This is a genomic window from Williamsia phyllosphaerae, assembly GCF_014635305.1.
In the GTDB taxonomy this organism is placed as follows: Bacteria; Actinomycetota; Actinomycetes; order Mycobacteriales; family Mycobacteriaceae; genus Williamsia_A; species Williamsia_A phyllosphaerae.
In genome coordinates this window covers 533998-552044 of record NZ_BMCS01000001.1, presented here as the reverse complement: position 1 = coordinate 552044, position 18047 = coordinate 533998, and the positions used below count along the sequence as shown (strand labels likewise).

The 18047-nt window shown below is 67.9% G+C and carries 18 protein-coding genes and 1 pseudogene; 8 read left to right on the top strand and 11 right to left on the bottom strand.

Features of this window, described 5'->3' with window-relative positions; genetic code table 11:
- Window positions 1-6: 6 nt before the first annotated feature.
- Window positions 7-1524: an MFS transporter gene (locus IEV93_RS02680; RefSeq protein ID WP_229704845.1), complete on the bottom strand. Its 1518-nt coding sequence runs from the start codon at window positions 1522-1524 to the stop codon at window positions 7-9.
- Between the two features lie 145 nt (window positions 1525-1669).
- On the opposite strand from IEV93_RS02680, the gene IEV93_RS02675 reads away from it, so the two are divergent.
- The gene (locus IEV93_RS02675; RefSeq protein WP_229704844.1) at window positions 1670-2317 is read left to right on the top strand and encodes a TetR/AcrR family transcriptional regulator; all 648 of its coding nucleotides are present in this window, start codon (window positions 1670-1672) and stop codon (window positions 2315-2317) included.
- Between the two features lie 3 nt (window positions 2318-2320).
- Here the strand turns inward: IEV93_RS02675 and IEV93_RS02670 are convergent, their stop codons facing one another.
- Window positions 2321-2674: a VOC family protein gene (locus IEV93_RS02670; protein WP_188486675.1), complete on the bottom strand. Its 354-nt coding sequence runs from the start codon at window positions 2672-2674 to the stop codon at window positions 2321-2323.
- Between the two features lie 117 nt (window positions 2675-2791).
- On the opposite strand from IEV93_RS02670, the gene IEV93_RS02665 reads away from it, so the two are divergent.
- Complete coding sequence (locus IEV93_RS02665; RefSeq protein ID WP_188486673.1) at window positions 2792-3223, top strand: SgcJ/EcaC family oxidoreductase; 432 nt, start codon at window positions 2792-2794, stop codon at window positions 3221-3223.
- Window positions 3224-3251: 28 nt separating this feature from the next.
- Window positions 3252-4028, top strand: a pseudogene (locus tag IEV93_RS02660) (M15 family metallopeptidase); the annotation flags it as partial.
- 47 nt (window positions 4029-4075) lie between these two features.
- Here IEV93_RS02660 and IEV93_RS02655 read toward each other — a convergent pair.
- The 4 genes from IEV93_RS02655 to IEV93_RS02640 are packed head-to-tail and all read right to left on the bottom strand — an operon-like array spanning window position 4076 to window position 8483.
- Window positions 4076-4756, bottom strand: coding sequence for an SDR family NAD(P)-dependent oxidoreductase (locus IEV93_RS02655; protein WP_188486671.1), 681 nt, complete (start codon window positions 4754-4756; stop codon window positions 4076-4078).
- A 17-nt stretch (window positions 4757-4773) separates the two neighbouring features.
- Window positions 4774-5421, bottom strand: a complete 648-nt coding sequence (locus IEV93_RS02650) for a DUF998 domain-containing protein (RefSeq protein WP_188486669.1) — start codon at window positions 5419-5421, stop codon at window positions 4774-4776.
- 7 nt (window positions 5422-5428) lie between these two features.
- Window positions 5429-7090, bottom strand: coding sequence for a dihydroxyacetone kinase family protein (locus IEV93_RS02645; protein WP_371873781.1), 1662 nt, complete (start codon window positions 7088-7090; stop codon window positions 5429-5431).
- Window positions 7083-8483 carry an amino acid permease gene (locus IEV93_RS02640; protein WP_229704843.1) on the bottom strand — a complete coding sequence of 467 codons (1401 nt, stop codon included), beginning with the start codon at window positions 8481-8483 and terminating at the stop codon, window positions 7083-7085. The genes IEV93_RS02645 and IEV93_RS02640 overlap by 8 nt, the downstream gene beginning before the upstream one ends.
- 93 nt (window positions 8484-8576) lie before the next feature.
- Here IEV93_RS02640 and IEV93_RS02635 point away from each other — a divergent pair, with 93 nt between their 5' ends.
- From IEV93_RS02635 to IEV93_RS02625, 3 genes are read left to right on the top strand one after another with little or no spacing between them, the layout of a single operon-like run.
- A complete protein-coding gene (locus IEV93_RS02635) occupies window positions 8577-9461 on the top strand; it encodes an SCO6745 family protein (RefSeq protein WP_188486667.1) in 885 nt (294 codons plus the stop codon).
- A gap of 51 nt (window positions 9462-9512) precedes the next feature.
- Window positions 9513-10001, top strand: a complete 489-nt coding sequence (locus IEV93_RS02630; RefSeq protein WP_188486665.1) for a hypothetical protein — start codon at window positions 9513-9515, stop codon at window positions 9999-10001.
- Between the two features lie 38 nt (window positions 10002-10039).
- Window positions 10040-10795, top strand: a complete 756-nt coding sequence (locus tag IEV93_RS02625) for a maleate cis-trans isomerase family protein (RefSeq protein WP_229704842.1) — start codon at window positions 10040-10042, stop codon at window positions 10793-10795.
- A 13-nt stretch (window positions 10796-10808) separates the two neighbouring features.
- On the opposite strand, the gene IEV93_RS02620 is transcribed toward IEV93_RS02625, so the two are convergent.
- Window positions 10809-12242, bottom strand: a complete 1434-nt coding sequence (locus IEV93_RS02620) for an amidase (protein ID WP_188486663.1) — start codon at window positions 12240-12242, stop codon at window positions 10809-10811.
- A gap of 212 nt (window positions 12243-12454) precedes the next feature.
- Between IEV93_RS02620 and IEV93_RS02615 the strand changes: the two genes are divergently transcribed.
- Entirely contained in the window at window positions 12455-13207 is a 753-nt protein-coding gene (locus IEV93_RS02615; RefSeq protein ID WP_188486661.1) for a GntR family transcriptional regulator, read from the top strand.
- Window positions 13208-13370: 163 nt separating this feature from the next.
- Window positions 13371-14756 carry an MFS transporter gene (locus IEV93_RS02610; protein WP_188486659.1) on the top strand — a complete coding sequence of 462 codons (1386 nt, stop codon included), beginning with the start codon at window positions 13371-13373 and terminating at the stop codon, window positions 14754-14756.
- 49 nt (window positions 14757-14805) lie between these two features.
- On the opposite strand, the gene IEV93_RS02605 is transcribed toward IEV93_RS02610, so the two are convergent.
- From IEV93_RS02605 to IEV93_RS02590, 4 genes are all read right to left on the bottom strand, one after another.
- Window positions 14806-15411, bottom strand: a complete 606-nt coding sequence (locus tag IEV93_RS02605) for a flavin reductase family protein (RefSeq protein WP_188486657.1) — start codon at window positions 15409-15411, stop codon at window positions 14806-14808.
- A complete protein-coding gene (locus IEV93_RS02600) occupies window positions 15395-16426 on the bottom strand; it encodes an ArsR/SmtB family transcription factor (protein ID WP_188486655.1) in 1032 nt (343 codons plus the stop codon). Before IEV93_RS02600 ends, IEV93_RS02605 begins: the two co-directional genes overlap by 17 nt.
- Window positions 16420-16704, bottom strand: coding sequence for a hypothetical protein (locus tag IEV93_RS02595; RefSeq protein ID WP_188486653.1), 285 nt, complete (start codon window positions 16702-16704; stop codon window positions 16420-16422). The genes IEV93_RS02600 and IEV93_RS02595 overlap by 7 nt, the downstream gene beginning before the upstream one ends.
- A 130-nt stretch (window positions 16705-16834) precedes the next feature.
- Window positions 16835-18031: a M20 family metallopeptidase gene (locus tag IEV93_RS02590; RefSeq protein WP_188490315.1), complete on the bottom strand. Its 1197-nt coding sequence runs from the start codon at window positions 18029-18031 to the stop codon at window positions 16835-16837.
- Between the last annotated feature and the right edge of the window lie 16 nt (window positions 18032-18047).

Here is an 18047-nt window from a genome sequence, read left to right as displayed (position 1 = left end):
TGTGGGTCAGGCGACGAGCAGGGGGTCGGGTGACTCGTCGGCCAGATCCTGCTTGCGCATCCGGATGGTGAACAGCGCGACCACCAGCGCCACGGCCATGAAGCCCGCGCCGGAGTAGAACGCGACGTCGTAGCTGAAGATGTTCGCCTCCGTCAGGCCCTGCGGGGTGTCGGTGTTCGGCCGTCCGGCGAACACCTGCGCCACGATCGTGCTCAGCAGCGCCAGCCCGATCGAGCCACCGATCTGCTGGGTCGTGTTGACCAGCGCACTGGCCACGCCCGAGTCGTCGGCGTCGACGCGGTGCAGCGCAACCGTCTGCATCGAGACGAACACCAGACCCATACCCGCGGCGATCAGGATCATCGCGGGGAGCACGTTCACCAGCCAGGTCGAGTCGGTGTCGAGCTGGGCCAGGTACAGCAGGCCCGCGGTGGCCAACGCCGATCCGCCCACCAGCAGGGCGCGTGGTCCGAAGCGCGGGAGCAGCGAGCTGGCCAGTCCGGCACCGATCACGATGAAGATCGGGAACGGAAGGAACAGGACGCCGGTGCGAAGCGGGGTCTCACCGAGCGTGTTCTGGAAGTAGTAGCTGAGGAACAGGAACATCGCGAACATGGGGATGGGCACGATGAACGAGATCAGGAACGCGCCGCCGCGGTTGATCTCACCCGGGATCCGCAGCGGCAGCAACGGATTCGACACGCGCATCTCGATGGCGATGAACGCGGCGAGGAGCACGACGCCTGCGATGAGCAGCGACACCGTCGATGCTGCGCCCCAACCGGATTCGGCGGCCTTGGTGAAGCCGTAGACCAGGCTGACCAGAGCTGCGGTTACCGTCACCGCGCCGGGCAGGTCGTAGCCGCCGCGTCGGGTGACGGGCTTGTCGCGGATGACCAGGATCAGTCCGCCGATGGCGGCGATCAGGGCGATCGGGGTGTTGATGAGCAGGGTCCAGCGCCACGAGAAGTACTCGGTCAGTGCACCACCCGCGATCAGGCCGATCGCCGCTCCACCACCGGAGACGCCGGCGTAGACGGCGAGTGCCCGGGCACGTTCCTTCTGCTCGACGAACGTCACGGTGATCAGCGACAGGGCCGCGGGCGCGAGCATCGCGGCGAAGACGCCCTGCAGGGCGCGGCCGGCGAAGAACGACGCCCCGTTCCAGGCGAGTCCCGCTGCGGCCGAGGACAATGCGAAGCCGGCGAGTCCGATGAGGAACATCTTGCGGCGTCCGAGGTAGTCGGCCATGCGACCGCCGAGGAGCAGCAGTCCGCCGAACAGCAGCGTGTAGGCGGTCAGGGCCCATTGGCGGTTGGCGTCGGAGATGCCGAGATCGGTCTGGGCGAACGGCAGCGCGATGGTGATGATGGTGGCGTCGAGGACGACCATCAGCTGCGCCAGGGCGATGATGCCCAGCGCCCACCACTTGCGGTTGCTCTTCGGCTCGGTGGCCGACGTGTCGACCGACCGAGTCGTGTCGAGTTCGGTGTCGTCGAGTTCTGGGGGATTGGTGAGTGCCACGATTCCTCGAATCTGGAGAGGGTGTGCCAGGCGGCGCCCGGCAATAGTGGCAGGGTCAGACACTTGGCGTCAAGTGCCAGAAGGCGGCGAGTGACATTTGACGGTTTGCGGCGCTTGTCTCCCTCGGACGGGTACGATGGGGCTCGTGACGGTGGTGGATACCGAGAAGCCGCAGGCCAGAGCCGGTCTGCGTGAGCGCAAGAAGGTACAGACGCAGGCTCGGTTGATCGATGTCGCCCTCGAACTGTGCGATTCGCAGGGGTTCGACGCGACCACGGTCGAGCAGATCTCCGACGCCGCAGACATCTCGCCGCGCACGTTCAACCGCTACTTCGCGACCAAAGAGGACGTCATCCTCGCCCCCATCGACGACATGGTCGCCGCCGTCGCGGCCGCGATGGACGCTCAGCCACGCACCGGCAACGAGTTCCAGGCTCTGCTCGACGCGCACCTCTCGGTGATGTGTGGCGGATGTCCGGAGATCTCCAGCGTCGACCTCGACCGCTTCGAGGTGATGAACCGCATCGCGCAGTCATCGCCGTCGGTGAGTGGCCGCAGCGCCGAGATGGGTGAGATCAAGTTCCGCCGCCTCAGCGAGAAGATCGCCGAACGCACCGGTGCGAGCACCGACGACACGCAGGTGCGCGTCATCGCGACCGTGTGGTTGTCGCTGATGCACCTGGCCATGGACAAGTTGTGCGGCGCGGGAGCGCAGTCGGGCAGCCAGGCCGCACGCGCCGAGGCGCTGCAGTCGACCTACGACGCTTTCCGCGTCGCGGTCAAAGACATCTGACTCTCAGTACTTCTCGCGGAAGCTGCCGATGACGGTGATCGTGTTGCCGTCGGGGTCGGTGATGGCCGAGAGCTGAACGCCCTTCGTCACGGTCTGGATCTCGCCGGTGACCAATCCCCGCGCCGCCATCTCGGCCACATGCGCGTCGATGTCGTCGACGGCGAGGTTCAGCAGGCCCGATCCGGCTCTTCCGGTGTCGACGCTGACCTGTACCCATCCGTGGTCGGTGACCTGCCACTCGACCAGGCTCGGCATGGGGTTGTTGTCGGCGGGCCGACCGAAGAGCCTCTCGTACCAGCTGTTCGCGGTCGGGAGGTCGGACACGGGCACCACTGCGAGCAGATGCACTATCGACATGGGTCGTCCTTTCGTCTGGGGAGTCCGCACACAGATACCGACCCGCCGAGGCGTCGGAACTCATCGGTCATCGACGACATTGACTTCAAGTGGCGTTGAGGTCCTACCGTCACCACCATGGAAACCCACAACGGCCGAACCCACCGCCCGTCGCTCGACAGCGGCGATCACCGTGACGCGATCACCGACCTCATCGACCACCTGCAGCGTGGTCACGACACCGGCGACGCCGACACCTACGACGGGCTGTTCGCCGGCGACATCCTGTGGGGATCGCCGAAAGGCCAGGTGCTGCAGGGGTTCGCCCCCCTCAACGCGATTCATCGCACCCAGCTGACGGGTGCGCCGGCGTCCCCGGCATCGGTGTTCGAACTCGCCCAGGCGTCGGCACCCACCGACGACGTCGTGATCGCGCAGATCCGCAGGCGTGCCGTCAACGGCGCCTTCTCGGAGATGGCGATGTACGTGCTCGTGCGACGTGACGATCGATGGTGGCTCGCCGGCGGTCAGAACACCCCGATCACCGACGTGCTCCCGGCTGTCGACTGAAGACGGGCGACCGTCGCCTCGGGGTGCGATGATCCCGGGTATGGGATCCAGATGGTTCGGCCTCTGCGCCGCTGTTCTCGTTGTCCTCTCGCTGTCTGCGCCGACCGCGTCGGCAGCGCCTGCGACACCCTCCACCACGAGGGCGCCGAGTGACTTCGTCGCGCTGCGCGATGTCGATCCCACGATCCTGCAGGAGATCCGGTACTTCACCCCGCACAACTTCACCGGCGATCCCGTCGACGGTTATCGCGAACCGATCTGCATCCTCACCCGCGAGGCGGCCGAGGGGCTGCACCGGGCACAACTGCAGTTCCTCCTGCAGGGGTACTCGCTGAAGGTGTACGACTGCTACCGCCCGCAGCGCGCGGTGAACGACTTCGTCGCGTGGGCGAAGAGACTCGATGACCAACGTATGAAGGCCGAGTTCTACACCGGCGTCGACAAGTCGAACCTGTTCCGCGACGGCTACATCGCCGGGCAGTCCGGGCACAGTCGCGGCAGCACGATGGACCTGACCCTCGTCCGGTTGCCGGCGCGGTCGACGCGGCCGTACGTGCGCGGCCAGCGCCTCGTCGACTGCACGGCACCGCAGGCGAAACGCTTCGCAGACAACTCGATCGACATGGGGACCGGCTTCGACTGCTTCAACACCCTCGCGTGGCCACTGGACTCCCGTGTCCAGGGCCTACAGCTACGCAACCGTGTGAGGCTCCTCAACGGACTGGTGCAGCAGGGATTCGCCCCGTATCCCTACGAGTGGTGGCACTTCACGTACAAGCCGGAACGCTTCCCGAACACCTACTTCGACTTCCCGGTCGCCCGGTCGCCCGGTCGTCGCTGCGGAGGTAGCCGTCAGTCGAAGTCGCTGCTGGGCACTTCCCGCTCTCCGCCGGTGATGGCCGACAGGACCCGTTTCGCGACCGCGTCCGGAGCGATCCCCTCGGGCATCTTCGGCGGCTCGCCGGCGATGGCCCGGTCGGCCAGGCCGGTCTCGGTGTGCGGCGGTCGGACGTCGACCACGCGGATCTTGCTGCGTCGTGCCTCTTTCGCCGCCGCGATGTACAGCGCGGACGCGGCTGCCTTCACCGCGGAGTAGGTGGCCATCCCCGCGACGGGCTGTTCGGCCAGCACCGCACTGATCCCGACGATGACGCCGCCCTGCTCGACGACCGGCAGCGCCGCCCGCAGCAGACGCAGCGGTCCGAGGAAGTCGATGAGGACCAGGTCGTCGACGGTGTCGTCGTCGATCTCGGCCACCGGCCCGAAGGCCGCGACCCCGGCTGCGTTCACGACGCCGTCGATCCGACCGTGCTTCTCCTTGGCGGCGTCGATGACCTGCGCCGCCGCGGCCGGTTCACGCAGGTCTGCGGTGACGGTGTGCGCGCCGTCGATACCCAGAGCGTCGAGTTTGTCGGCCGATCGGCCGGAGATCGTCAGTGTGGCGCCGGCGTCGGCGAGCAACGTGGCGATACGGGAACCCAGGGCGCCGGTGGCACCGACGACGACGAACACCTTGCCGGATAGATCAGTCATCACTCCATAGTGCACGTCTACCCGCGAGGTGGGGACGGTGCGGCCCGCCGACCCGGCAGGGTCGGCAGCAGGATCACCAGACCGGTGACGATGTCCCAGCCGATGATCGAGTAGACGGCTCCGCGTTCGACGGCGCCCTCGAGGCCGGTGTCGGCGCCTGCGATGGCGAGCAGCGCGACGAAACTCGCGATGCCCAGCACTCCCGCGACACGGGACGCCACGCAGTACCAGCGCGGTGCCCCGATGTCGGCGAACACCCCGCCGGCGACGATCATCGCCGCGTTGCCGCCCACGATCGCGAGCAACGCGCCGAAGCCGTGCAGAGGACTGGCGCCGGCGTGGAACACCCCGACGAGCACGTTGCCGACGCCGTTGATGACGGTGAGCATGACGAACGCGGTGCGTCCCCGACTCGTCCGACCGATTGCGTGGACGAGGAGGAGACCGCCGGCGGCGAACAGGATGCCGTGGACGATGAACGCACCGAGGTTCATCAGGGCCGCCGACGGCGACGCGTCCGGGACACCGAGGGCGCTGATGTAATCCCGGGCGTAGCTGTAGTCCGGATAGCGGACGGCGGCCAGCGCCTCGGTGACGAAGTAGACGAGCCCGCCGATCAGCCACGCCCACGCCGCGAGTCGAACTCCCGAGGGGCGGTGGGTCATCGGCACGTCAGGCGCGCTCGGCGGCCGCGTCGAAGAACCACGAGACCACCAGTGCACCCGGGTCGACGACCCCGCGTGCCCGGTCGCCGACGTAACTCGCGCGGCCGCGCGACGCCACGAGCTCGCGGGTGGACTCGGCTCCGTCGGCCGACGCGGCGGCGACGTCGGAGAGCGACGAGCCCCCGGCGAGGGCATCGGCCGCGGGCGCCAGCGCGTCGACGAGAGTGTCGTCCCCGACGCTCGCGCCGCCGAGGTCCTGTATCTGACGCAGCGCCTCGCCGACCCCGGAGCGCAGTGCCTCGCTCCGATCGTCCGACTCGTCGAAGGCGCGGGCCAGCTCGGCGAAGAACAATCCGAACAGCGCTCCCGACGTGCCGCCGGCACGCACCAGGAACGATGTGCTCATGGCGCGCAGTACTTCGGCGTCGGTCCCGCGCAGCGGCACGGTGAAATGACGCAGCGCCGCAGCCATGTTCGTGCCGAAGTCGCCGTCGCCCGCCTGACGGTCGAGTTCGGTCAGCTCGTCGATCGACCCCTGGACGCGGCCGACGAACGCGCTCAACCACGGCACCTCGTCGCCGGTGTCGGCGGAGTCGTCGGGCTCGGCGAAGCCCACGTCGACCGGGCGCGACCCGCCGGTGGCCGTCCGCGCGGGCCACCCGGGGGCGCCGGTGGAAGCATCGAACAACTCGACGATCTCCTCGTCGCAGCGCACCAGCGTGATCGAGAACCCGGCCATGTCCAGCGCCGTCACCAGCGTCCCGACGATGTTTCGACGGACCTCGTGCCCGCGACCGGCGAGCTGTCGGACGACCTGGTCGAACACCACGTTGAGCTCGAGTGGATGTGTGGCGCCGAGGCCGTTGACGAACGCGATCAGCGACTCCCCGTCGCCGGGCGACAGGGACGCGAGGATCCGGTCGAGCATGCCGGCGACCAGTTCGTCGGCGGGCTGCTGCGATAGCCGGTCGACCCCGGCCTCGCCGTGGATGCCGACGCCGAACTCCATGTCGCCCGGCGGGAGGTCGAAGCTCGGCCGGCTCGCGCCGGGCACGGTGCACGGCGCGAACGCCACCGAGAAGCTGCGCGACCCGGCCGCGACCCGACGGCCGAGGTCGGCGACGGAGCTCAGATCGTCACCGCGGGCTGCGGCCGCGCCACAGATCTTCTCGACGATCACCGTCGCCCCGGTGCCGCGGCGGCCGGGACCGTCGTGGTCGGACTCGGTGGCCACGTCGTCGTCGATGAGAACGTGATCGGTGTCGACCTCGTCGCGCACCATGTTCCTCGCGACCCGGAAGTTCATCACGTCACCGGTGTAGTTCTTGACGATGTGGAGTACGCCCGCGCCGCGGTCGGCGTGGCGGGTGGCGCCGGCGATCTGCAGTGCGTTGGGGGAGGTGAAGACCAGTCCCGGGCATGCGGCGTCGAGCATGCCCGCCCCGATCATCGCCGCGTGCATGGGTTCGTGGCCGGACCCGCCGCCGGAGACCAGGGCGACCCCGTCGTCGGTGCGGTCGGTGCGGTGCAGGAAGCCGGGGTCGGGCTGCCACTCGATGTGGTCCTGCGCGGCGACGAAGCCGGCGATCGCGTCGGTGAGGAACCGATCGGCGTCGACCGCCACGTAGGTGTGCGCGGGGCGATCGGTGCGGGGGTCGTTGTCAGACAATCGAATCCTTCTCGGTGGTCGAGTCGCCCGCTGCGGTGGAACTGCCCAAAGTGCGCTGTCGGTAGATGCCGATAGCGATGATGATCACCGCCGACGCGAGGGAGAACGAGATGGCCTGCTGCTGGTTCTCATCGAACGCCATCAGCGCCAACACGACGACGATGAACACGATGACCGCCGACGTCGCGTAGGGGAACAGCCACATACGCACCGGGGGCACGTCGCCGCGGGCGCGCATGGTGCGTCCCAGGCGCAGCTGGCTGACCGCGATGGCGAGGTAGATGAACAGTGCGACCGCACCGCTGGTGGCCAGCAGGTAGCCGAAGATCTTGTCGGGCAACACGTAGTTGCCGATCACGGCCAGGAAGCCCAGCGCCATCGACGCGATGACGGCGACCCACGGGACGCCGTTACCGGTCACCTTGCGGACCACCGCGGGCGCGTCACCACGGGCACCGAGCGAGTACAGCATGCGCGATGCGGTGTACAGCGCGGAGTTCAGGCAGGAGGCGACCGCGGTCAGCACGACGACGTCCATGATCCGTGCGGATCCGGGAATGCCGATGGCCTGCAACACCGTCTGATACGAGCCGTCGTCGAGGCGGTCGTAGGGGACCAGGGCCACGACCACGAAGATCGAGCCGATGTAGAACAGGAAGATCCGCCAGATCACGGAGTTGACGGCTTTGCTGATGCCCTTGGCGGGATCGGGCGACTCGGCGGCGGCGATGGTGACGATCTCCGAACCCATGAAGGAGAACATGGTGGTCAGCATCGCGGCGATCACCGCGCCGAACCCGTTGGGCAGGAATCCGTTCGGCTCCCAGAGCTTGCTCACCCCGCTGACGTCGGAGCCGGGGAAGACGCCCACGATGGCCAGGACCCCGATCGCGATGAAGGCGACGATGGCCACGACCTTGATCAGCGCGAACCAGAACTCGAACTCGCCGTAGTTGCCGACGCTGGCGAGGTTGGTGGCCGTCAGCAGCACCGTGACCGCGAGTGCCCACACCCACTGCTCGCTGCCGATCACCCGGCTGAGGATGGATGCGGCGGCGGTGGCCTCGACCGGGATGACGAGCACCCAGAACCACCAGTACAGCCAGCCGACCGAGAACCCGGCCCAGCGGCCCATCGCGCGTTCGGAGTAGACCGAGAACGACCCGGTGTCGGGGTTGGCGGTGGCCATCTCACCGAGCATCCGCATCACGAACACGACGAGCGTCCCGGCGAGCGCGTAGGAGATGATCACCGCCGGCCCGGCGGCCTCGATGGCGGTGGCCGATCCGACGAAGAGGCCGGCACCGATGACCCCCGCGATGGAGATCATGGTGATGTGCCGCGGCTTCAGGCTGGCGCCGAGTGAACCGGGCTCGCTCTTGGTGGTGGTCATGGGCCCCTCATCACGTGGTCGGTGATCGTCTCGGGTTCGCGTCGGCGGTGGTTCCACAGTGCCGCGAGGAATCACTCTGGCACAGTGAGGCGCGTGACGTACCGATTCGACGACCAGGCGCGCGCCCGCGCTCGCACCGCCTACGAGACGCTGGAGCCGTTGCACGTCCTGGCGTACTTCAACTCCGGTCTGCAGCAGGCGCAGCAGGACACCGGGCTCGACGCCTACGCCTGGTACGTCGGTGCCCGTGGCGCCCCGCTGGGCGAGTGCGTGCCGTCCGTGGTCTCGGCGGCGTTCTTCAACTTCAGCCCCTCGGTCATCCACCCCGGGTGGATCGCGTCGAAGGAGTACGGACTCGAGCGGGTCTCCGACCGGCGCTTCCGGATGCTCGACGAGGTGCTGACCATCGCCCTGGGCGACCGGGTCTCCGATCCGGGACTGGCTACCCTCGCCGACCGCTTCTATGACATCGCCGCGTCGGTCCCGTACGCCGGTCGCACACTCGCCTCGGCGTGGGCGGAATCGGCGCCGCCCGAACAACCCCATGTCCGGCTGTGGCACGCGACGGCGATCCTGCGCGAGTGGCGCGGTGACGGCCACATCGCCGCTCTCGTCGACGCCGGATTCGATCGCCTCGAGGCCGTGGTGTTCCACGAGGCCCGCCACCCCGACCCGTCGGTGCGCAAACGCGGTCTCGGCAAGAAGCTGTCGCAGATCACCCGCGGGTGGTCCGACGAGCAGTGGGAGGTCGCCGCGGACGCGCTCGCGAGCCGCGGGCTCGTCGACCGCGACGCCGACGGTGAGATCCTCAGCGCGGGTGGGGCGGAGCGGTACGCCGCGATCGAGGCCGTCACCGACGATGCCGCCGCGGGCGCCTGGGCGGATCTCGACGACTTCGACGACCTCATGGCCGCGGCCAAGACCTACGTCAAACCCGTCATCGACTCCGGCATGCTGCCGGGCACCAAGAAGAAGTAAGCGGCGCGCTGGGCCGGCTGCGATGTCCGACCCCGGTGGCATCCTGCGCCCATGTCGTTCGACACCTGGGAGCATCCCGCGCGGTGGCGGATTCACGAGTGGGCGGAGTACGGACTCGACCAGGGATTGGACGCCACCCTGGCCGAGATCGACGCGCAGTCGTGGAGCGACGGTCGAACCGGGTGCATCGACGAGTCGATGGCCACGTTCAACTCCGATGAAGCCTTGATCGCCCGTGTGCTCGCCGCCGAGGGGCACACCGTCATAGCGCTCCCGCGGTCGCTTCGCGAGGGGGTCGGCGACCCGACCGAGGTCCGTCAGGTGTTCGATTCCAGGGTTCGCGTGTCGGGTCGCGGGCGAATGCGGGGGCTCAAGTTCATCGGCGACGATTTCCACTTCGAATGGGGTTCGTGGAACCGACATCTCTGCGACCCGTCAAGCGACACGGTCGCCCGCGAACCCGGCGCGCAGTCGATTTGTTGCGTTGGCCGCAACGACTCGGCGGCTGCCGTGAAAAGCTTGTCACCTGCGGCGACGTAGCGGTTGTCGCGTTCGCTGTCGCGTGTCATCATCGCCACATGACGGATGAGGTCGGCCAGATCGGTATCGGGATGGTGTGTCCCTTCGACATGGCCCTCGACCGCGAACTCTGGCGGTGGATGCCCGACTCCGTCTCCTTGCACTTCACCCGGACCCCGTATCTGCCGCATCCGGTAGACGTCGAACTCTGCTCGGAACTCGCCGACCTCGCGACCATCGACCAGGCCGTGCGATCGGTGATGGCGGTGCGCCCGTCGGCCGTCGGATACGCATGTGCGTCCGGCAGTTTCGTCCGGGGTATGGCCGGCGCGAGCGCCATCTCGACCTGCATGCGGATGGCCGGTGCGCCGGCGGCCGTCACCACCTCCGAGGCGCTGCTGCGGGCGCTGGATGTGATGAATCTCGGCCGCATCGCGGTGGCGACGCCCTATGTGACGGCGTTGACCGATCTGCTCTGCGACTACCTCGCCGAGTCGGGACGCGCGGTGGTCAACCAGGCCGGGCTCGGTCGCGACCACGACATCTGGACCATCCCGTACGAGGTCACCTGCGATCTGATCCGCGCAGCCGACTCCGACGACGCGGACGCGGTCTTCGTCTCGTGCACCAATCTGCCGACCTACGATGTGTTGTCGATGTTGGAACACGAACTCGGCAAGCCGGTGCTCTCGGCCAACCAGGTCACGGCGTGGGCGACGCTGCAGGACGCAGTCCGCGTCGAGGAACGCTCCACCATCGCAACGGGTTACACGTTCGCCGAGCAGTCGTTGTTCGCCCGGGGTTCAGCCGCCTGATTTGCGTAACGCCTCAGTCGGCGTCCTGGATCCGGCGGAAGGGCTTCGCTGCCTCGAGTTCGAAGGCGACCTCGAGCATCGTGGCCTCGTCGCCGTGGTCGGCGGCGAGTTGCACCCCGATCGGCAGGCCCGTGCTGGTGCGTCCGGTGGGCAGAGAGATGGCCGGCCCACCTGTCGCGTTGTTGAGCGGTGTGAAGCTGACGTAGGCGAGTAACCGAGGAAACAGGACGTCGAATCCGTTGGCCGGAGAGAGATGTCCGATCTCGGGCGTCGTGTGTGCGACGACCGGTGAGACCATCAGGTCGAAGTCGGCAAAGGCCCTGTGGTGTTTGGCCTCGGACTGTCGGAGCCGCCAGATCGCCTGCGGGGTGCGCCAGAAGTGACGGAGGAACATCCTCGACAGCCCCTGCGTGAGCGCATCGGTCTTCGTCGGGTCGAACCCGGGACCCATGACGCGCTTGCCGAACTTCTGGATCCCGAAGCCCATCATTCCCCAGAGGTGCACGAAGTCCCGTCGAAACGCATCGAGGTCCTTCTCGGACAACGGCAGTCCGATCTCGGTGACGTCATGTCCGAGGTCGGCGAGCACTCGTGCGGTCTCGGACACCGCCGCTTGCGTCTCGGTGTCCACCGGGATGTCCGGGAGCGACTGGTTGACGACCCCGATCCTTAGACGCCGCGTGCCCGGTCCCTCGATCAGGCCGACCGGCTGCAGGTGGGTGACCGGGCGGTACCGCTCGATCTGGGCCACGAAGGTGGCGGTGTCGCGCACCGAGCGCGTCACCACTCCGTTCGACACGATGTTGACCGGCAGGTCGGCGGCGTGGTCGTCGATGATCTCGCGGCCGCGGGTCATCTTCAGTCCCACCAATCCGCATGCCGCGGCCGGGATCCGGATCGATCCGCCACCGTCGTTGGCGTGTGCGATCGGCACCACGCCCGCGGCCACCAACGCGGCCGAACCACCCGACGATGCGCCGCTGGAATAGTCCGTGTGCCAGGGGTTCCGGGTCGGGGGCAGCGTCTCGTACTCGGTGCTGGCGTTGAACCCGAACTCCGGCAGTGTCGACTTACCGAGGTTGATCATCCCGGTGGACAGGAATTGATCGGTGAAGCCCGCGTTGCGAGGTGCGGGCGTGGCGTTGATCGACAGCGAGCCCTGGTCGGTCGGCAGTCCCGCGACGTCGGTGTTGTCCTTGACGAAGGTGGGAACGCCGGCGAACACCCCGGCTCCGGGGCTCCGGGCGAATCCGCGGGCCCGGTCGAAGTCGGGGGTCTGGATCGCGTTGAGCCGACCGTTCACGGCCTCGGCGCGAGCGATGGCCGCGTCCACGGCCTCGGACGAGCTGATCTCGCCCGACGCGATCGCGGCCGCGACGCCGGTGGCGTCGAGATCGCCCAGTGCGTCGTCGGTGAACGCGTGGACCCGGCTCGCTTCAGTGGTCATCCGACCGACTCTAGCAACGTGGTACACGGTCGTTCCGGCGGTGATCGGACCGAATATGGATCGAACTGCTGGCACCCGGTACGGTCGCCGGGGTAGATTGTCGACAATCTACCAAGCGGCTTCGTCCTCGCTGTCGAGGATCGTCACCTGTCGTCGCCCGGCGACCGAAGTGCGCATGAGGAGACGCTGTTGTACGAACGAATCGAGGAGACATGAGCGACGGCGTCATGAGCGGCGCGCCGCGGCCGGACACCGACGGTGTCATCTCGGGGGCGACGCGCAAACGCGTACTCGAACCACTGGTCCAGGAGTCGACGCCCGCGATCATCGCGCGCAAGCTGCGGACGGCGATCGCGGCCGGTGACTTCCCGCCGGGTTCGCAGCTGACCGAGGCCGGGCTGGCCGCCGACCTGGGGGTCAGTCGCGGTCCGCTGCGCGAGGCCATGCAGCGCCTGACGCAGGAAGGTCTGCTGGTCAGCCACCGCAACCGCGGACTGTTCGTCATCTCGATGGACGATGCCGACATCAACGACATGTACGTCGCGCGATCGGCGGTGGAGCGTGCCGCGTTGGCGCAGGTCGTCGCACGTCGCGATCCCGACGACATCGCCGTGTTGAACGAGGCCATCGACCGGATGCAGTCGTTCGCCGACGCCCCCAACGGTCCGGAGATAGCGGACTCCGACATGAACTTTCACGCCCTGCTGGTCGAATGTGCCCGCAGCCCTAGGCTTTCACGTATCCACGAGACCATCCTCGTCGAGACGAGAATGTGTTTGGGCGCGATGCGTGGAACGTACGCGTCGGCGCAGGCCCGCATCGACGAGCACACCGACATCGTCGCGGCGATCGTGGACGGGGACGCATCGCGTGCAGATGAACTGATGATCGCGCACATGCGTGACGGGCTCGCGCGGCTGCAACCGGACCAAACTTCGCTCACCGCACCGATCCATCGCACGTAAGTGGAGGTAGGGCGCTTTTCTGTGGTGTCGGATAGGTCATTTCGATCCTGTGAACCATCTCGTTCGGTTCCCATCCACCACACGGACGGTCTACGGTCGAAACAATGTCCACTGCGAAAACACCTGCACAAGCGACAGCTCTTCTGCCATTCCGGGAGGCACGATGACCACGAACACCGCCAAGGGATCGGGGTCCGAGTCGACCGCGCTGCCGGATCCCGAGACGCCGGAGGGGCGCAAACTCCTCCGCAAGGCCATCGGCGCATCCGCCATCGGCAACGCGACCGAGTGGTACGACTACGGCGTCTACGCCGCCACCGCCACGTACCTGACGCAGGCGTTCTTCCCAGGTGATCTTGGCACCATCGGCACGATGCTCGGCTTCGCGGTCTCGTTCGCGCTCCGACCGCTCGGCGGCATGGTGTGGGGACCGATCGGCGACCGGATCGGGCGCAAGGCCGTCCTCGCGATGACCATCCTGCTGATCTCGATCGCGACCGCTCTCATCGGTGTGCTGCCGACCCACGCGGTGGCGGGCGTCTGGGCACCGATCCTGCTCATCGCCCTCCGTGTCGTGCAGGGCTTCTCCACCGGCGGTGAGTACGGCGGCGCGGCCACCTTCATGGCCGAGTACGCCCCCGACAAGAAGCGTGGCAAGTACGGCTCATTCCTCGAGTTCGGCACACTGGCCGGATTCGTGCTGGGTACCGCGTTCGTGCTCTTCCTGGAGCTCGGTCTGTCCGACGACCAGATGCAGACGTGGGGCTGGCGCATCCCGTTCTTCTTCGCGCTCCCGCTCGGCCTGGTCGGGCTGTACCTGCGGAACCAGATGGAGGACACCCCGGTGTTCCGCGAGATGGAGCAGAAGGGGCAGATCGAGGGCACCGCATGGACCCGCTTCGTGGACCTGCTGCGCGACTACCGTCGCCCGATCATGGTCATGTTCGGCATGGTCATCGCGCTGAACGTCGTGAACTACACGCTGCTGGCGTACCTGCCGACCTACCTGCAGAACAACATCGGGATGTCGACGACGACCGGCACCGTCACCATCCTCATTGGTGAGCTGGTGATGATGGCGCTCATCCCGTTCTTCGGGCAGCTCTCCGATCGCACCGGGCGCAAGCCGATGTGGTGGGGATCGCTGATCGGACTCTTCGTCTTCGCGCTACCGCTGTTCTGGTTGATGGGTCAGGGATTCGTCTGGGCCATCATCGGATTCGTCATCCTCGGGGTGCTCTACATCCCGCAGCTGGCGACAATCTCCGCGACGTTCCCGGCCATGTTCCCGACCCAGGTCCGCTACGCAGGTTTCGCGATCTCCTACAACGTCGCCACCGCCGCGTTCGGTGGTACCGCTCCGTTGGTCAACGACGCGGTCACACAGAACGACGGATGGGACCTGTTCCCGGCCGGCTACATGATGATCGCGTGCGCGATCGGCATGATCGCGCTGCCGTTCCTCCGGGAGACCGCGGGTTGCTCGTTGCGCGGCACCGACATCCCCGGCGAGAAGACCGACGCCGAGAAGTCCCTCACCAACGCCTGATCGGTGTGCGTTGGGCCGTCGTTCCCGCGTATTGGGCCGTCGCGGCGGGTCAGCGGGGCCGGTCGAGATCGACGGTGTCGCCGGGCAGGCCCCACTCGATCCGTCCGAGGCGGCTGACCGCCGACAGCTTGCCGTAGTCCGGCAGGCCGTCGTCGGCGACGATGGACGGATCGACCGTCAGAGCGACGACCTCACCCATCACGACCACCGAGTTCCCGACCTCGATCGACCGGTGCAGCCGGCATTCGATGGCGATGGGTGAGTCGGCGACCCGGAGGCAGTTCACCATCGTGGCCGGGGTGGACGGAATGCCGGCCTCGACGAACTCGTCGATGTCGGAGTCGAACCCGGCGGAACTGTCATTCGCCTTGTGCATCAACGACTCCGAGACGATGTTGATGACGAACTCGCCGGTGTCGATGGCGTTGCGGGCGCTGTCCTTCGCGCCGCCCACCGAGGTGAACTGCACAACCGGGGGCTTCGTCGACGACACCGAGAAGAAACTGTACGGCGAGAGGTTGTCGACGCCCTCGGTGCTACGGCTCGACACCCAGGCGATGGGGCGCGGGACGATCGACGCGGTCAGCAGCTTGTAGAAGTCGCCCGAATCGACCGTGGCGGGGTCGTGGACGATCCGGTCAGTGGGTGTGCTCATGCTTCCAGTCTGCCCGAGACCTCGCCGGGCGGTCGGCGCCGTCGACGAGCAGTCGCCCCGTCTCGGACAACCGGTAGAGGACCTCGCGTCCGTGTCGACTGCTCTCGACCAGTCCGTTCGCACCCAGGACCCGCAGATTCTGCGACACCGCACTCGGGGTGACCGAGAAGCGATGTGCCAGTTCCGAGGTCGACGCCGGCTCCGCGAGGGCGCACAGGATGTCCGACTTCGGTCCGCCGACGAGGTCGCACAGTGCACCGTTGCGCTCGACGGCCGGTGTTCCCATCAGTAGTCCCGCCCCGCGCGCGGGATACGACACCCACGGCTGCGTGCTCTCCGCGTAGCGCCAGCTCACCGCCCGTCGGGTGAACACGCTGGGGGTCAACACGACGCCGCTGCCGTTCGCGTGGCTCTCGTCCTCGCGGTCGCACGACATGGTCACCTCGATGGTGCCGTCGTCGAGCCACCGGATCCCTTCGGTGAGCCCGTCGAACAGGCCGGCCACGCCGCGTTGTCCGAATTCACGTCCGCGGAAGGTGATGTCGGATTCCAGGACTCGCGCGATCTTCGGCCAGTAGGGGTCGATCACCACCTCGTGGTACCTGCGCAGGGCATCGGCGACGGACTGACCGGCATGTGTGGGGTCGTCGAGCAGCGCCGCGATCTCCGGGCGGGGCTCGAGGCCGTCGCACACGGCGGTGAGGTCGCGGACGACCTGAGCGGTCGGCGTGCTCGCGATGGTCCGGTACTCGTCGTCGAGACCGGGGCGCGTGGTTCGGAGCGGTGGGTTGATGAAATCGGGCATGCTGAACCCGGAGGGGGAGACCAGTGCCGTCAGCAGGGCGAAGTCGTAGTCGTCGCGGCGGGCCATCGCGTTCTGATGCCATGCGGCGAGGTACGGCCGCCCCATCGGGCCGAGGACCAGGGACCACAGACTCAGCGACGTCTCGCCCATCGGCGAGATCGCGAGTCGCACGCGGGCGAGGTCGTCGGTTCCCAGGTGGTAGGTCAGCATCTCAGCAGTGACGGTAGGTCCGATCCCGCTCCCGCACCAGACTTTTTCGCACGCTGCGTCACCTGCGTCGCGATGACCCCGGTCGGCTCACGTCGCCACCGGGCCGCGAGCCGGTGGACGGTCCGCAGCAGCGGTCCCGGCGAGGTGTGCGCGCGTGGATCGTCGGGATCATGAGGTCGGCGTCGCCGAGCGGAATCGTGCCGGTCGGCGATGTGTGCGTAGGCGACGGCCGTGGTCGGGTCGGTGGCGAGATGGCGGTGGCGTCGGTGATCGTCCATGCGTCCGAGCCAACGCCGACATCGGGCGGCGGAGAATTGATTAAGCGTGCGGCTACATCGTCAGGACGCCGTCAACGAGGGCCCAACACGGTGCGACGAGGGCCCAACACGGGGGCGCTCGACGGGCGGGTCAGCCGAGCATGCGCAGGGCGAGCAGGGCGTACGCCCGTGCGGCGATCAAGAGATCGTCGATGAGTACCGACTCGTCGGGCTGGTGGGCCTGATTGTTGATGTCGCCGGGCCCGAGAACGATGCACGGGATACCCAGGTCACGGTTCACGAACCCACCGTCGCACGCCGCGGTCCATCCACCGATGGCGCTCGAACCGCCCGCGGCGGTCACCGAGTCGACCGCCGACAGCACGAGTCCGTGCCTGCGGTCGGTGCGAAAACCGGGCATCGACATCGTGACCGAGATGTCCACCTCGATGCCGTCGGTGTCGATGCCGTCGGCGGCAACGCGCGCACGCAACCGGGCCGCGATCTCCTCGGCGTCCTCGTCGGGCATCAGCCGACGGTCGATGCCGATCGACGCATTAGGCGCGACAGCCGAGATCCCCTGCCCACCACTGATGGTCCCGATGTTCCACGTCCCCGCACCGAGCAGTGGGTCGAGGTCGGACTGCATCGCGTCGTGATCGGCGCGGATGATCTCGATGATGCGGGCCGCGGCGTTGATCGCGTTGCGGCCGTCGGCGGGTCGGCCGGAATGGGCGGCGCGCCCTCGGATCTCGATCTCGATGTAGGAGGCGCCGCGGCAGGCGATGACGGTGTCGAGGTCGGTGGGCTCGGCCACGACGCACCCGGCGAACTCGCCCGAACGCCCGCGGCCCACGAAGTCGCGGACACCGAGGCCGTGCTCCTCCTCGTCGACCGTGCAGACCAATTGCACCGGGCCGGAGAGGTTCTCGCCGGCCAGTGCGCCCGCGGCCACGATGATCGCCGCGAGGCCGCCCTTCATGTCAGTGGCGCCGCGACCGATTATGCGGTCGGCGACCACCCGGGACACGAACGGGTCAGCGGTCCAGCCGGGACCCGGTGGGACGACGTCGGAGTGGCCCAGGAACATCAGCCCCGGTCCGTCGCCGCCGGGCAGCGTCGCCACCAGGTTCGGACGGTCGGTCGCCACCTCGTGGGTGTCGACGGTGCATCCCGCGTCGGCGGCGGCCCTCGCCAGGACCGCGACGGTCCCGGCCTCGGTGCCGCCCGGGTTCACGCTGGGGACGTCGACGAGTGCGCGGGTCAACGCGACCACCGAATCCGCGGTGATGCGATCCAGAACCGACCGCTCACGTGCGCTCAGCGGGCTGGTGTCCCCCAGCGGCATGCGGTCGGCGGTCTCG